This window comes from Rhodococcus sp. MALMAid1271, from assembly GCF_049195265.1.
In the GTDB taxonomy this organism is placed as follows: domain Bacteria; phylum Actinomycetota; class Actinomycetes; order Mycobacteriales; family Mycobacteriaceae; genus Rhodococcoides.
In genome coordinates, this window is sequence record NZ_JBMIRQ010000052.1 from 45,530 (window position 1) to 59,606 (window position 14,077).

Here is a 14,077-nt window from a genome sequence, read left to right on the forward strand (position 1 = left end):
CCCTCAGGTCAGCAGTTGGTGCGCCCGGAGCCCCACGTACAGCTCTGCCACCTGCGCGGGATCGCGAAAATCGCGTCCGGTCAACTCCGCGATTCGGCGAAGCCGATACAACACCGTATTCCGGTGGTAGTGCAACGATTCGGCAGCCGCCTTGGTAGAACCGCCGCAGGAAAACCACGCGTCCAGCGTGGCCAGGAGGCTCTGGCGCTCAGGCCGCGGCAGGGTCAACAGATCGCCGAGTATCTGGCGAGAGGCGATGCGGCCGGACTGTGGGTCGCGCACCAACAACAGTGGCACCGGTACAGAGTCGTATCGCACCGGCATCGAGGGGGATGAATCGAGCGAACTGCACTGACGCGCCAACCGCGCCTGACCCACCGCATCGCCGATACCCGACGGCGACCGAAAGATCGAGCTCACCCCTACTCGCCCCGGACACAACTCACTCAAAGTATCCAGCGCGGAGTCGAGCTCCGATTCGGTTGCGGCGCAGATCAACCCGACACTGCCGTCCACTTCTGCATCCCACACCGATTCGGTGCCGTCCGCGCGAAGCCGGGCAATCAGCCCGTCGATCGACGCTGCCGTGGCCAGCGGCTCCTGCGAGACCACCGCGAAGTATCCGTGGTCTGGAATACGAAATGCCCGTAGCGCGTCCGCTGCCGCTGTCGGGTTCGCCGCGTGATCGGCGAAGAGCACGCGGATCAGCCGTCCGCGGGCTTCGGCGCTTTCGCGGGCACGCACGTCGGCACTTTCGCGATAGGCCTCGGCGGCCTCGTCCGAATACACGTCGACCAAAGCCCACACCTGGGCAGCCATATCGAGCAATGCGTGGCTCGCACGGCCGTCCGAGCGCACCATCAGCTCGTCCCACACCAACCTGCCACCGAGTCGAAACGCATGAAGCAGGGCCGCCAGCGGCACTCCCTGCTCGGCCTTGAGCCGGCCGGCTGCCTGTGCAGACTCGAGCCGGATGGGCGCGCGACCGGACAACTTGCCCAACATCGACGCCAGATTGCTCCGCGACGCCTCGTGCAGTTGCTCGGGGGTGAGCAGAGTGGATTCGAGATACGCGTGCTCGGCCCCGAGTATCCGTCGCACCAGCTCGGTTGCCAGGTCGTCGACCTCGTCGAGCATCGCCGCCGCCAGATCGGTCGGTGAGGGATGCAGCTCGAACTCGGTAGCAGTCATGCCCGAACTCTAACCGCTCCGATGTTAGCCACGCCACATCGAAACTGTGCACCGGCACAAATCACCCCGCCCGATTGAGAGCAGCCGCCCATAGCCCCGGGCCCTCGAATGCGACGACAATCACACTTCTAGCCGTGTACCCGAACGACGAGTGGAGCCGAGAAGTTGACCAGCGAAGCCACCCCACGCCTACAGCCCGCAACGAACACCGAGTTCGACCCGGCGTCGGTAGACGCCGCCCTGGCCGACCTGGCTCAGGGCGAGACGACCTGGGGGCGGCTCTCCTTGGCCGAGCGCCGGGCCCTGCTCGAACGCATGCACGCACTGACCTCGACGCACGCGCAAGAATGGGTCGACGCGGCCATCTCGATCAAGGGACTCGATCCCTCCTCCAGCCTCGTCGGTGAAGAGTGGTTGTCCGGTCCGTACTCCTTCCTGGGCGGACTCGCCACCGTCGCGCACTCGCTCGCTGCCCTCGAAGCCGGCAAGAGCCCACTCGCCGACGCGAAGTTCGGCACCGCCCCCGGTGGACGCACCACCGTGTCGGTATTGCCGCTCAACAACTTCGAGCGGCTGCTCCTGAGCGGCTTCAGCGCCGAGGTGTGGCTCGAGCCCGGCATCGACGGTGCAACTGCACAGCGCACCGCAGGCCTCGCCCAACTCGACCCCACTCGAACCGCGGGCATCGGGGTAGTGCTCGGAGCGGGAAACATCACCTCGATCGCACCACTGGACGCGTTGTACGAACTGATCGCCTTCAACCGCGTCGTCGCACTCAAGCTCAATCCGATCATGGACCCGCTGATGCCGGTCTTCGAGAAAGTGCTCGCACCGCTCGTCGAGATCGGTGCACTGCGGCTACTGAGCGGTGGAGCCGACGTGGGAACGTACCTGGTCAATCACGATCGCGTCGACCACGTCCATATGACCGGTAGCTCCATCACGCACGACGCCATCGTCTTCGGTCGGGGGGCCGACGGCCTCGCCCGCAAGGCTGCCAACGACCCGATTCTCACCAAAGAGATCTCGAGCGAACTCGGTGGCGTCTCGCCTACGATCGTGCTGCCCGGGCAGTGGAGCCGCGCCGATATTCTGTTCCAGGCCGAACACGTCGCCACCCAGCGCTTGCACAACAGCGGATACAACTGTGTCGCTTCACAGGTGGTGGTCCTGTCCTCCGAGTGGAAACAGCGCGACGAGTTCATCGCCGCGTTGCGCGCCGCACTCGACCGCGCACCCGGACGCACTCCCTACTATCCCGGCAGCGACCAACGCGTGTCCGACGCCACCGCCTGCTATCCGGCCGCCGAACGACTCGGCGACGGTGGTGGCCGCGTGCTCATCACTGATCTGAACCCGGGCGAATACGCACCCCTGCTTCGAACCGAGTACTTCGCGCCGGTCATGGGAGTTATCGAATTGCCCTACAGCGGAGCCGAATTCGCCGCCAAGGCCACTGAGACCGCCAACGAGGACTTCGCGGGAACGCTCGGCATCAACATCATCGGCACCCCGAGCACCATCAAGGAGCTCGGAGGCAAGTTCGACACCATGCTCGCCGAGCTGCGTTACGGCACCATCGCCGTCAACGCCTGGACCGCACTCGGTTTCCTCACCGCGGCCGCCACCTGGGGTGCCTACCCTGGCCACACGATCGACGATGTGCAGAGCGGTATCGGCATCGTGCACAACGCATTGCTCATCGACGGAGCCGAACGGACGGTGGTGCGCGGACCGTTCCGACCCCTCTCGCGCTCCCTGATCAACGGCGAGATGTCCATCTCCCCCAAGCCCCCGTGGTTCGTGACGAACAAAACCGCGGCTTCAACCGGCAAGCTGCTCACCGCCTTCGCAGGGGCACCATCCTGGACCAAACTGCCCGCAATCTTCGCCTCTGCCATTCGCGGCTGACCACCACTCGAGAGCGATCGAAGGGACATGATGAGCACAGCGAACAAGACCGTCGACTACATCGTGGTCGGTGCAGGTTCCTCAGGAGCCGTGGTGGCCAACCGCCTCAGTGCCGATCCACGAAACGAGGTGGTCCTGCTCGAAGCGGGACCTGAGGACAAGAACAAGTTCGCCCACATACCGGCGGCATTCTCCAAACTCTTTCGTAGCGAGGTGGATTGGGACTACCTCTCGGAGCCGCAACCCGAACTGCGCGATCGCAGCATCTACTGGCCGCGCGGCAAGATGCTCGGCGGATCCTCATCGATGAACGCCATGATGTGGGTGCGAGGTTTCGCCGCCGACTACGACGAGTGGGCCGCACAGACCGACGACTCGTGGGCGTTCGAGAACGTGGTCGGATACTTCCGCAAGATCGAGAACATCGAGGGCACAACCGAACTCGATGCAGGAACCGACGGCCCGCTCGTCGTCTCCCACCAGCGCAGCCCCCGAGCTCTGACATCGTCGTTCCTCTCCGGAGTCGAAGAGGCCGGCTACCCGGTGGAAACGGCCAACCTTCCCGAGCCGAAGGGCTTCAGCCGCACCGTGGTCAATCAGAAGCGCGGAGCGCGATGGAGCACCGCGGACGCATACCTGCGGCCGGCGAAGAAGCGGAAGAACCTGACCATCCTCACCGAAGCACAGGCGACGAAGGTGATCTTCGAGGGCAAGGCCGCCGTGGGAGTCGAATACACCTCCGGCGGAACCACCCACACCGTGCGGGCACACAAGGAAGTAATCCTCTCCGGAGGAGCGGTCAACACCCCGCAACTGATGATGCTCTCGGGCATAGGCGACCAGGAACACCTCCGATCCCACGGCATCACCGTCCAGCACCACGCGCCCGGCGTCGGGCAGAACCTCCTCGATCATCTCGCTGCACTCATCGGCTGGAAGACCGAATCGGACTCCCTCTTCCACGCCGAGAAGATTCCCGAGCTGCTGAACTACCTCGCCCGGCGACGCGGCATGCTCACCTCCAACGTCGCCGAGGCCTACGGATTCATCAAGAGCCGCGAAGACCTTGCCCTACCCGACGTCGAACTCATCTTCGGCCCGGCCCCATTCTTCGACGAGGGACTCATCGCCGCAGACGCTCACGCAGCCGTCATCGGTGCGGTACTGCTCAAGCCCGAGAGCCGCGGCGAGATCACCCTCCGCTCCGCCGACCCCATGGCCAAACCCGTCGTGCAGCCGCGCTACCTCAGCGACCCCGACGGTGCCGACCGCCGAGCCATGCTCGAAGGACTACGGGCGTGCGTCGCGATCTCCGAGACACCCTCGCTGAAGGGAATGCTCGGTGACATCGTCCGACCCAGGGTGCCGTCGAACATCTCCCCGGCAGACCTGCTCACCGAGGCACTGGAACAGAACGCCCACACGCTCTACCACCCGGTGGGCACCGCACGCATGGGCAGCGACGCCAACAGCGTCGTCGACCCCGAACTGCGAGTGCGAGGCGTCGAACGCCTGCGTGTCGCCGACGCGTCGGTCATGCCGAGCATCATCCGCGGCCATACTCACGCACCCTCGGTACTCATCGGAGAGAGGGCAGCCGATCTGATTCTTCGGTGACCGCCGTGGGCCATTCGGTTTGACAGTCCGATTTGCCGGGTAACAGGTCTGCACGCTCCCTTGAGCGGTTCGAGACGGAACCAATCCGCTCGGCAAGCAGCGCCGAATGACCCACAACGCTCGAGAGACGAGCACGGAAGGTTGACCGACATGTTCACAGTTCGTAAAGCTTTGGCCGCCACCGCAATTGGTGCAATGACGATCGTCCCGCTCGCTGCATGCTCCAGCGACGACGCCTCCACGGCAGTCGACAACGCCACCTCCTCGGCCGCGTCGGCGATGGAGACCACCGAGAGCACCCCCGAGCCCGCAGCAGAGGTATCCGACCTCAGCAACGGCATCGACACCTCGGTTGCCCTCGATCCCGGATTCCTCGAGGCTCTGACCACTCTCGGCCTCACCCCCGGTGTAGTCGGAACCGCAACTCTTGCAGACGGATCCATCAGCTTCCCGATCACCGGCGGCAACGTCAAGTACTGGGAGCCCGGCACCGTCGACCCCTACGTACAGGGCGAGATCATGCACGAGGGAAGCGGACTTTCGCTCACCGCGGGTGACACCGTTGTCGAACTGACCAACTTCGATATCGACCCCGGCACTTCGGTTCTGACCGGTGACGTCTCGGTCAACGGCGAATCCGCCGCGACCGGCGCAGTGCTGTTCGATCTCGACGGACGCACCCTCCAGCCGTTGCGTACCGGACCCGACAACACCGCGATCCTGCAGGGCACCGAGGTCAAGATCTCGGAGACCGCTGCCGGACTGCTCAACGAGACGTTCAACACCGATGCTGTGACACCGGGACTGCTCGTCGGAGTTGCGACCATCACGATCAAGACCTCCGCGTAACAGTTACCTGAGCCCTCTGCGCGAGAGTCACCGTGAAAGCGGTGGCTCTCGCGCACAGGTGTTTCCAGAGCACGGTCAGGAGCCTCGGATGAGAGCGTTCACCAAGATCTATGGCGGACACCCGCTACACGCGGTCGGGCTGCTGTTGTCGTTCGCGTTGGTCGGGTACGTCGTGGCGATCGCTGGCCCACGCACGCTGTGGAACAGCGACGTGTGGTGGCAATCGATCATCGTGTGGTTCCTCGGATCGGTACTTCTGCACGACGCCGTGCTCTATCCCCTGTATTCACTTGCCGACCGCGTGATATCCGGTATCCCGCGCCGTCAGTGGGCCGTCTCACCGGTGAACTTCGTTCGCGTTCCCGCACTCGGAACCGCACTGACGTTTCTGATGTTCTTTCCCGGGATACTCTCGCAGGGCGCGGAGTCGTACCGGGCCGCAACCGGTTCGACGCAAGAGCCCTTCCTCGGCCGATGGCTGATGTTGACTACCGCGCTGTTCACGGTGAGCGCAGCCGCTTACTTCATTCGATTGATCCTCGTACGGAGCCGAGCATGAGCGTAACCGCCGATACACTCTTTCACCGCGCAGCAGCTGGATTGCCCTGCTGGATCGGCGATTCCGACGGCAGCAGGCAGCAACTGCCGACCGCGCGTTGGATGGGCGGCACCGCCTCGACTCCGGAGGACAGGCGAGCCGACCAAGCGATGATCAATCGATGCACCGGCCCCACCATCGATCTCGGCTGCGGACCTGGCCGGCTGACCGAAGCGCTCGCTCGCCGCGGTGTATCGGCCCTCGGAGTCGACACCTCCAAAGCTGCGGTCGATCTGACCATCGGTCGCGGTGGAAACGCCGTCCTGAGAGACCTTTTCGATACCCTGCCCGACACCGGTAACTGGTCCTGCGTGCTCCTCGCCGACGGAAACATCGGCATCGGCGGAGACCCCGTACGTCTCCTGCGCCGAGCGGCCGACCTGCTGGCACCACACGGTGCCGTCATCGCCGAGGTGGATGCCCCGAGCCACTACGGAATTCGCAACCGCACCGTGCGTTGGGAGACCGACACCAAGGTCGGGGACTGGTTCGCCTGGTCCAGCGTCAGCGCCGACGCCACCGCCGATCTCGCCCGCGCCGCAGGCCTTCGAATGGTCGACGTGGCACCGATCGACGGCCGCTGGTTCGCCCAGATGACGCCCGCGCCACTCACCAATTCGTGAAGAGCAGATGATTGATCGCCAATGCGGCGATCACCTGCAACGCCAACCAGAAACGGTGCGTCCGCAACGGAAGCACCGCAGGCGCGATGAGCATCCACATCGCGAACGGCAACCAGATTCGCTCGGTCTCCGCTTTGCTCAACTGACTCAGATCCGCCATCACCACTGCCGCGAGGCCGCCGATCACCAGCAGGTTGATCGGCTCGATGCGGGTGAAGATCCGAGGAAACGCCGCAGGCACCGCGACACCAACGGCACAGAACAAGGCTGCGAAGTTCGCCCAACCCCAGTACTCGAACGGGCGATCCTTCGCGATGCCCTGGTAGTAGCGCTCTTGCACCAACTCGTAGCCGTCGAACCACCAGAATCCGTACGCAGTGAAGATCGCGGTCACGATCGCCGCACCGATCACCGCGCCCACGAACGGCATGATCCTGCGGCCGGCCACCAGGACCGCGACTGCAGGCAGGCCCATCAACACCAACCCGTAGTTGAGATAGATTCCGAACCCGAGGAGCACGCCTGCCGCGATCGACGCCGGCCACAGGTATCGCTTGGTGGACATGGCCAGCAGCGCGATACCCCACGCCGAGACACCGGCGTAGAACGCATCGGCCGACACCGCAATCCAGATCGCCGCCGGGGCAATGGCGACGAACGGCGCTGCACGCCTTGCCATGTCCTCGTCGCCCAACACGCGCAACGTCAGGACGACCGCAACCGCAGCACTGGTACCGACCAGCACACAAAGGGTCGCAGCCCACGCTCCACCGCTCAGACCAAGCCGGTCGAGCCAGACGAATGTCAGCAGCGCCCCCGGCGGATGCCCCGAGACGTGCGTGGTCCACGAATCGGCCTGAAAATCCAAGATGCGCTCGGAGAATCCACGCAATGTCGCGGGAATGTCGGTGATGCCCGGCACCTCGTGCAGGTACTCGTCGGTCGAAGCCAACCGATCGACGAAACCCCGTTTCCACCCGTCGACCATCGCCAACGACATCGCCCAGGCAGCGGACGCACCCCAGACGACGAACAGCAACCGCGTCCACGACAGGCGTCGAGCCACCGTGGGACCCCACAGCACGGTGGCGACGGCAAGCAGGACGGCGAACGGGGTTCCCCACCCGAAGTGGATCTCGCGGAAACCGAACAGTGGTGCCGCGTCGGCGAAATCGCGTACCTGCTGCGGAGTCCTGTTGATGATGGGGGTAACCAGATCGTTTCCCACATAGGGCACGATGAACGCGACGACGACGAGCGCGACGGCCAGCGTACCGGCGACGGCTTCTCTCCAGTAACGGATAGTGTTTTCTCCCTGCGCAATTCTGACGGACGCGACTGAGAACAAGCATATCGACCGACGGTGATAGAGGATGAACAGATGAACAAGGACGTGCACGGACGGGCAGAAATTGCCGTCATCGGCGGTAGCGGCTTCTACTCGTTCTTCGCCGACGACGCCGAGGAGATCGAGCTCGACACCCCCTACGGTGCCCCGAGCGCCCCGATCACGTTGGGCGAGGTGGAGGGCAGGCAGGTCGCGTTTCTTCCCAGACACGGCCGAGCCCACGAGTACTCCCCGCACACGTTGCCGTACCGGGCGAACATGTGGGCACTACGGATGCTCGGTGTGAGCCGAGTGTTCGCCCCGTGCGCTGTCGGGTCACTGGTGCCTGAGTACGGCCCAGGCACAGTCGTCATTCCCGATCAGCTCGTCGACCGCACGTCCGGTCGGGCACAGACGTACTTCGACAAGGGCGGAGTACACGTCGAATTCGCCGACCCGTACTGCGCGCACCTACGCGCGGCCGCCCTCCAGGACACTGCGATGGACGGTGGCGTCATGGTGGTCGTCGAAGGTCCGAGATTCTCCACCCGCGCAGAAAGCCAGTGGTTCGCCCGCCAGGGCTGGACACTGGTGAACATGACCGGTCACCCCGAAGCCGTTCTCGCTCGCGAACTCGAACTCTGTTACACACCGATAGCGCTGGTGACCGACCTCGACGCAGGCATCGAATCCGGTCAGGGCGTCAAAGCCGTCGACGTGTTCGCGGAGTTCCAGAAGAACATCGAACCGCTCAAGAGCCTCGTCCGATCGGCCGTCCGCGATGCACCCGACGGCGACTGCCCCACGTGCCGCGTGCACGCCGGAACGACATTGCCGATCGAGCTGCCATGACACGGATGCTGCTCACCGGCGCAGCCGGATTCATCGGGGGCCATGTACTCGACGCCGCACGCGGTGCCGACCTCGACGTGGTCGCCGTCGACGCGATGCTCGAGTCGGCCCACGGCTCCGGTGCCCACGCGGACGGCATCATCGATCTCGATGTGCGAAACAAAGCCGCACTCGTCGAGGCGATGCGCGGAGTCGATGTCGTCTGCCATCAGGCAGCGGTCGTCGGAGCAGGCGTCGACGCGGCAGATGCACCCGCCTACGCCAGCCACAACGATTACGGGACCGCGGTGCTGCTCGCAGCGATGTACGAGGCGGGCTGCTCGCGACTGGTGCTCGCCTCGTCGATGGTGGTATACGGCGAAGGGCGTTACGTCGATTCCTCCGGCAACACCGTGATTCCGGGCCCCCGCGCCCGCGCCGACCTCGACGCCGGGGTGTTCGACAATGTCGATCCCGATACCGGAGAACCGCTCGATTGGCAGTTGGTCGAGGAGGATTCGAGACTCGACCCTCGGAGCACCTACGCGGCAAGCAAACTTGCGCAGGAAAACTACGCCTCTGCCTGGGCGATCGCCACCGGCGGCTCGGTGGTCGCGCTGCGCTATCACAACGTGTACGGCCCCAACATGCCGCGCAACACCCCGTATTCCGGTGTGGCAGCGATGTTTCGGTCGTCTCTCGAACTCGGGCGAGCCCCCACGGTCTACGAGGACGGCAAACAGGCCCGCGATTTCGTGCACGTGCACGACGTCGCAGCAGCGAACATCGCCTCCATCTCGGCCGAGTTGGACGGCTTCACCGCACTCAACGTGTGCTCGGGCCAACCGATCACCATCGGCGAGGTCGCCACCGTTCTCGCCGAGGCGCGCGGCGGGCCGGCCCCCGAGATCACCGGACAGTACCGAGCGGGCGACGTACGGCACATCGTCGCCAGCGCACGGCTGGCCGAACAGACCCTCGGATTCAGCGCGCAGATCATGCCCCGCGAGGGTCTGACCGCGTTCGCCGACGCACCTTTGCGCGACGCCGAGGGAACGGGCCCGCCCCGTGCCTGAGCAGATATCGGTGACGGTCGTCATCCCCTGCATGAACGAAGCCGAATCCCTTCCTGCAGTGCTCGATTCGATACCACAGGGCTATCGGGCGATCGTGGTGGACAACAACTCGACCGATGCCACCGCCGACGTCGCCACAGCCCACGGAGCAACAGTGGTCTTCGAGACCGTGCCTGGCTACGGGGCCGCCGTACACGCAGGCGTCCTCGCCGCGCAGACCGATATCGTCTGCGTTCTAGACGGCGACGGCTCGATGGATCCCCAAGACCTGCCGACACTGGTGGCCGCGCTGAACGGTGCCGATCTGGCGGTCGGTCGCCGCCGTCCGGCAAAGGGAAGCTCACCGTTGCACGCCAAGATCGGCAATGCCGTACTGTCACTGCGACTTCGGACCAAATACAAGTTGCCGGTGCACGACCTCGGAGCCATCCGCGCGGTACGACGCCAAGCCCTACTCGATCTCGACGTCACCGACCGCCGCTCGGGCTATCCGCTGCAACTGCTCGTGCTGGCAGCCGAAGCCGGTTGGACCGTCGTCGAACACGACGTGCAGTACCGACCGAGAACGGCAGGCACGTCCAAGGTTTCGGGCTCGGTCAAGGGCACCATCGTCGCCGTACGCGACTTCTGGAAGGTGCTCTCGTGATCGTCACCGCGCTCGTCGTCGCCAAAGCTCCGGTACCCGGTCTGGCCAAAACTCGCCTCGCGGCAACGATCGGAGACGCCGCTGCAGCCGATCTGGCGGCGGCGTCACTACTGGACACCCTCGATGCCGTCGCCGCCACCGAGGTCGATCGCCGCGTCGTAGCCCTCACCGGCACCCTCGCGGACGCGGCCCGCGCCGAGGAACTGACCCAGGCTCTGGCGTCGTTCACGGTCATTTCACAACGCGGCGACGGACTGGGCGAACGGCTCGCCCACGCGCATAACGATGCGGCAACCACCGGTGCCGTGCTGCAGATCGGAATGGATACCCCGCAGGTGACCTCGCGGATGCTCGGCGACGCGGCCGCAGCACTGACCGAGAGCGATGTGCTCGGAGCGGCCGAGGACGGCGGCTGGTGGGCGCTGGGCCTGCGCGACCCGTCCATGGCTCAGGCACTGCTCGGTGTGCCGATGTCGGCACCGTCGACAGGCGTCGACACCCACGCCGCCCTCGCCGCCGCCGGAGCGTCGCTGACGATGCTCGCAGTTCTGCAAGACGTCGATCACGAATCGGACCTCGCCGCCGTATCGCAGCTGTGCGACCCGGCCAGCCGCTTTCGCATTGCCGTCGAAAATATTCGAAAATAACCGGGGCCGATGGTCCGTTCGGGGAGGTCGGTTCTTTCTTTCACTTACGCACCAAGAAACCTCCACAAGTGTTGTGGAACAACCGGCTTCGATCTGTCCGAATTGCCGGACCGCACACGACCCTTATCGAATTGAAATAGAGCGAAACCACCGTTTCACGGCGATTTCACAGATACAGGTGCTAGAAAAGGGGACATGACCGGGTTGTGGATCGGCGTCACCGCATGGATGGCGTGTGCGACAGTTGTCGCCACGGTGTTCGGTCGCGTCGCGCGCCGGGGAGATTCCGAGGAATTGGGATCCACGCAGGACTGGGACATCGCCTCACTCGATCACGAGGTTCACCACGAGAACTGACCGGTTCAGTCGGCGTTCTCGACGATCTCGGTCAGGATCCTCGCCGCCGCGGCCAGCGCCTCGCGCTGCTGCGGTGTCAACCCCTCCAACTGTTCGGCAAGCGCCACTTCTCGGGCAGCGACCTCGTCTCGCGCTACTGCCGTGCCGGAATCGGTCAGCTGCAGTACCACCTGCCTGCCGTCCGTCGGGTGAGCCACCCGATAGATCAGTCCCGCCTCCTCCAGCGCGTGCGAGGACCTCGACACCGATGGTGGCTTGATCCGCTCCCGTACAGCCAGCTCCCCCGTCGTCATCGGCCCTTCGCGCAGCAATGTCGTCAAGATCGACAACTGCGCGACGGGCAACCTGTCGTTGGAATCATGCAACCGCAGCCGCCGAGTCAGCCGCATTGCACTGACGGACAGATCCCTCGCCAGGCGGGAATCGGATGTATCGGTCACGCACTCCAGGTTACGACACCGAGGTGCATTCGCCCGATTCGGCAAAAACAGCGGTTCACTCAATTTATCCACGCTAGAACAAACCGCTGGTATGGTATCGCCCATCGCTGGGGTGTGGATTCGAAATCGGGAGAACGTCTTGAATCGCGTGGGTTCCAAAGTATTGACCGTTGCCAGCCTGACTCTTGCAGCATCACTGCTGGTCACAGGCCCCAATGCTCTCGCAAACCCCAATGCGGTCAACCCCATTGCCGGCCTGAACGGCACCTTCGGACTGCCGCAGCTGCACGGCCCGGCTCAGGCCGTCGCGCAGGTGACCGGCATGTCGAGCCCCAACAACACTCAGAACGTGAACATGCTCGGCACCGACCTCGGCATCATGTGGGACAACGGCCACGGCGAGGTGTTGACCGCCTTCGGTGACACGGCCGGGCTCGGCATTCCGAACCTGCTGCAGGGCAGCCTGTGGTCCTGGCGCAGCAATGCCATCGTGCGCAGCAACGACCACAACCTCGCCGACGGCATGAACTTCGACAGCGTCGTGCTCGATCCACTCGGCCAGACCAAAGAGGTCGTCACCAGCCCCAAGATTCCCTTCGTCGAGATCAGTCGGATCCCGACGGCAGGCGTAGCCGTCGGCGACAGCCAGTACCTGAACCTGATGTCGGTGAAGAACTGGGGCCCGCCCGGGACCTGGGAAACCAACTTCTCCGGACTTGCGGTCTCGAACGACAACGGAGAGAACTGGACGCCGCTGCCCGATACCCAGCGACCCAACGTCGGCGGCGATCACAATTTCCAGCAGAGCGCCTATCTGAAGGACGGCGGCTACGTCTACCAGTACGGCACACCGCCCGGCCGGTTCAACCTCGGCTACATCGCGCGAGTCAAGGAACAGGACATCACCCGGCTCGGCGAATACGAGTACTGGACCGGCCAGGACTGGAAGAAGGGCGATCCCGCTGCGGCCGCGCCCATCGTCGACGGGGTCGGCGAACTCTCGGTCGCCTACAACGCCACTCTCGGCCAATACCTGATGATGACCACCGACAACGCCAACTCGATCGTGCTGCGCCGCTCACCGTCGCCGGTCGGCCCCTGGAGCCCACCCGAGGTTCTGGTCGACACCCGCGAGGTCAGCTCGATCTACGCCCCGTATATCCACCCGTTCTCGACCGGACGCGATCTGTACTTCCTGGCAACGGTCTACCAGAACTACAACGTCTTGTTGCTGCACGCGACGCTCTGATTAGGCTTTCCCAGTGGATGCTGCAGACTGGGATCGTAAATACCAAGGCCGAGAACTCGTGTACGGCGAGGCCCCCAACGCCACGCTGGTAGAGACAGCGACGACATTGCATCGTGGTCGCGCACTGGATCTCGCGTCCGGACAGGGCCGAAACGCCATCTGGCTGGCGACGCGTGGCTGGATCGTCGATGCCGTCGATTTCTCCTCGGTGGCACTGACCTCGGCCAGTCGGGTCGCCGCGAGGGCACCCGCATCCGTGCGTGAGCGGTTGACCTGGATTCATGCCGATGTGACAAACCTGTCAACCGAGCCGAACTATGACCTGGTCCTCATGTTCTACCTCCACCTTCCCCCGCAGGAGCGCCGCAGGGCAGTTTCGGCCGCGGTATCGGCGCTGAAACCTGAAGGAATCCTCATGATTCTCGGGCACCATACGGACAACATCGAGGCAGGCGTCGGCGGTCCACAGGAAGCCGAGATCCTCTACAGCCCAGAGGATTTGGCGTCGGACATCGGCTCTCGCTTGACCGTCCTGACCGCCGAGAATCGGTACCGAAACGTGAGCGAGGGCACAGCCATCGACGCGCTACTACTGGCGAGTAGGCCTGGCCTTGGCAGCGAGGCGGATCGGGGGTAATATCGCCCAAGTTACCGACGAGTAGCTAACTTGGGCGGTACTCACGAGACCGCACCACCGACTGGGAGAGCGAACGAG

Annotated in this window: 15 protein-coding genes; 12 read left to right on the forward strand and 3 right to left on the reverse strand. The window is 64.4% G+C overall.

Features of this window, described 5'->3' with window-relative positions; genetic code table 11:
* Positions 1 to 3: 3 nt before the first annotated feature.
* A complete protein-coding gene (locus tag ACOQFP_RS05010) occupies positions 4 to 1,191 on the reverse strand; it encodes a PucR family transcriptional regulator (RefSeq protein WP_421583672.1) in 1,188 nt (395 codons plus the stop codon).
* A gap of 240 nt (positions 1,192 to 1,431) precedes the next feature.
* Between ACOQFP_RS05010 and ACOQFP_RS05015 the strand changes: the two genes are divergently transcribed.
* The 5 genes from ACOQFP_RS05015 (at position 1,432) to ACOQFP_RS05035 (ending at position 6,789) form a co-directional block, all read left to right on the forward strand.
* Positions 1,432 to 3,102, forward strand: a complete 1,671-nt coding sequence (locus ACOQFP_RS05015) for an aldehyde dehydrogenase family protein (RefSeq protein WP_421583697.1) — start codon at positions 1,432 to 1,434, stop codon at positions 3,100 to 3,102.
* A gap of 30 nt (positions 3,103 to 3,132) precedes the next feature.
* Positions 3,133 to 4,719, forward strand: a complete 1,587-nt coding sequence (locus ACOQFP_RS05020) for a GMC family oxidoreductase N-terminal domain-containing protein (protein WP_341244357.1) — start codon at positions 3,133 to 3,135, stop codon at positions 4,717 to 4,719.
* 150 nt (positions 4,720 to 4,869) lie between these two features.
* Positions 4,870 to 5,568: a hypothetical protein gene (locus tag ACOQFP_RS05025; protein ID WP_206489544.1), complete on the forward strand. Its 699-nt coding sequence runs from the start codon at positions 4,870 to 4,872 to the stop codon at positions 5,566 to 5,568.
* A gap of 88 nt (positions 5,569 to 5,656) precedes the next feature.
* Positions 5,657 to 6,127, forward strand: coding sequence for a hypothetical protein (locus ACOQFP_RS05030; protein ID WP_206489543.1), 471 nt, complete (start codon positions 5,657 to 5,659; stop codon positions 6,125 to 6,127).
* Positions 6,124 to 6,789, forward strand: a complete 666-nt coding sequence (locus ACOQFP_RS05035; protein ID WP_206489542.1) for a methyltransferase domain-containing protein — start codon at positions 6,124 to 6,126, stop codon at positions 6,787 to 6,789. The genes ACOQFP_RS05030 and ACOQFP_RS05035 overlap by 4 nt, the downstream gene beginning before the upstream one ends.
* Here ACOQFP_RS05035 and ACOQFP_RS05040 read toward each other — a convergent pair.
* Positions 6,776 to 8,137 (reverse strand): hypothetical protein, encoded by a 1,362-nt coding sequence (locus ACOQFP_RS05040; RefSeq protein ID WP_421583673.1) that lies wholly within the window; start codon positions 8,135 to 8,137, stop codon positions 6,776 to 6,778. The genes ACOQFP_RS05035 and ACOQFP_RS05040 overlap by 14 nt on opposite strands.
* Before the next feature lie 33 nt (positions 8,138 to 8,170).
* On the opposite strand from ACOQFP_RS05040, the gene ACOQFP_RS05045 reads away from it, so the two are divergent.
* The 5 genes from ACOQFP_RS05045 to ACOQFP_RS05065 all read left to right on the forward strand — a co-directional run bounded on the left by ACOQFP_RS05045 (position 8,171) and on the right by ACOQFP_RS05065 (position 11,673).
* Positions 8,171 to 8,968, forward strand: a complete 798-nt coding sequence (locus tag ACOQFP_RS05045) for an S-methyl-5'-thioadenosine phosphorylase (protein WP_341244354.1) — start codon at positions 8,171 to 8,173, stop codon at positions 8,966 to 8,968.
* Entirely contained in the window at positions 8,965 to 10,023 is a 1,059-nt protein-coding gene (locus ACOQFP_RS05050) for an NAD-dependent epimerase/dehydratase family protein (RefSeq protein ID WP_421583674.1), read from the forward strand. The genes ACOQFP_RS05045 and ACOQFP_RS05050 overlap by 4 nt, the downstream gene beginning before the upstream one ends.
* Positions 10,016 to 10,669, forward strand: coding sequence for a glycosyltransferase family 2 protein (locus ACOQFP_RS05055; protein WP_421583675.1), 654 nt, complete (start codon positions 10,016 to 10,018; stop codon positions 10,667 to 10,669). Before ACOQFP_RS05050 ends, ACOQFP_RS05055 begins: the two co-directional genes overlap by 8 nt.
* Complete coding sequence (locus ACOQFP_RS05060; RefSeq protein ID WP_206489538.1) at positions 10,666 to 11,316, forward strand: TIGR04282 family arsenosugar biosynthesis glycosyltransferase; 651 nt, start codon at positions 10,666 to 10,668, stop codon at positions 11,314 to 11,316. Before ACOQFP_RS05055 ends, ACOQFP_RS05060 begins: the two co-directional genes overlap by 4 nt.
* Positions 11,317 to 11,511: 195 nt before the next feature.
* The gene (locus ACOQFP_RS05065) at positions 11,512 to 11,673 is read left to right on the forward strand and encodes a hypothetical protein (protein ID WP_206489537.1); all 162 of its coding nucleotides are present in this window, start codon (positions 11,512 to 11,514) and stop codon (positions 11,671 to 11,673) included.
* Between the two features lie 5 nt (positions 11,674 to 11,678).
* Here ACOQFP_RS05065 and ACOQFP_RS05070 read toward each other — a convergent pair whose 3' ends face one another.
* A complete protein-coding gene (locus ACOQFP_RS05070; RefSeq protein ID WP_206489536.1) occupies positions 11,679 to 12,113 on the reverse strand; it encodes a MarR family winged helix-turn-helix transcriptional regulator in 435 nt (144 codons plus the stop codon).
* 91 nt (positions 12,114 to 12,204) lie between these two features.
* Here ACOQFP_RS05070 and ACOQFP_RS05075 point away from each other — a divergent pair, with 91 nt between their 5' ends.
* Both ACOQFP_RS05075 and ACOQFP_RS05080 read left to right on the forward strand, forming a co-directional pair.
* Positions 12,205 to 13,362: a DUF4185 domain-containing protein gene (locus tag ACOQFP_RS05075; RefSeq protein ID WP_206489535.1), complete on the forward strand. Its 1,158-nt coding sequence runs from the start codon at positions 12,205 to 12,207 to the stop codon at positions 13,360 to 13,362.
* Positions 13,363 to 13,375: 13 nt separating this feature from the next.
* The gene (locus ACOQFP_RS05080; protein ID WP_206489534.1) at positions 13,376 to 13,999 is read left to right on the forward strand and encodes a class I SAM-dependent methyltransferase; all 624 of its coding nucleotides are present in this window, start codon (positions 13,376 to 13,378) and stop codon (positions 13,997 to 13,999) included.
* The last annotated feature ends 78 nt before the right edge of the window (positions 14,000 to 14,077 follow it).

Excerpts from the sequence above, each read along its gene's own strand:
- ACOQFP_RS05010 (WP_421583672.1), bottom strand. The coding sequence starts at position 1,191 with ATGACTGCTACCGAGTTCGAGCTGCATCCCTCACCGACCGATCTGGCG.
- ACOQFP_RS05020 (WP_341244357.1), top strand. The coding sequence starts at position 3,133 with ATGAGCACAGCGAACAAGACCGTCGACTACATCGTGGTCGGTGCAGGT.
- ACOQFP_RS05025 (WP_206489544.1), top strand. The coding sequence starts at position 4,870 with ATGTTCACAGTTCGTAAAGCTTTGGCCGCCACCGCAATTGGTGCAATG.
- ACOQFP_RS05030 (WP_206489543.1), top strand. The coding sequence starts at position 5,657 with ATGAGAGCGTTCACCAAGATCTATGGCGGACACCCGCTACACGCGGTC.
- ACOQFP_RS05035 (WP_206489542.1), top strand. The coding sequence starts at position 6,124 with ATGAGCGTAACCGCCGATACACTCTTTCACCGCGCAGCAGCTGGATTG.
- ACOQFP_RS05045 (WP_341244354.1), top strand. The coding sequence starts at position 8,171 with ATGAACAAGGACGTGCACGGACGGGCAGAAATTGCCGTCATCGGCGGT.
- ACOQFP_RS05050 (WP_421583674.1), top strand. The coding sequence starts at position 8,965 with ATGACACGGATGCTGCTCACCGGCGCAGCCGGATTCATCGGGGGCCAT.
- ACOQFP_RS05065 (WP_206489537.1), top strand. The coding sequence starts at position 11,512 with ATGACCGGGTTGTGGATCGGCGTCACCGCATGGATGGCGTGTGCGACA.
- ACOQFP_RS05075 (WP_206489535.1), top strand. The coding sequence starts at position 12,205 with ATGGTATCGCCCATCGCTGGGGTGTGGATTCGAAATCGGGAGAACGTC.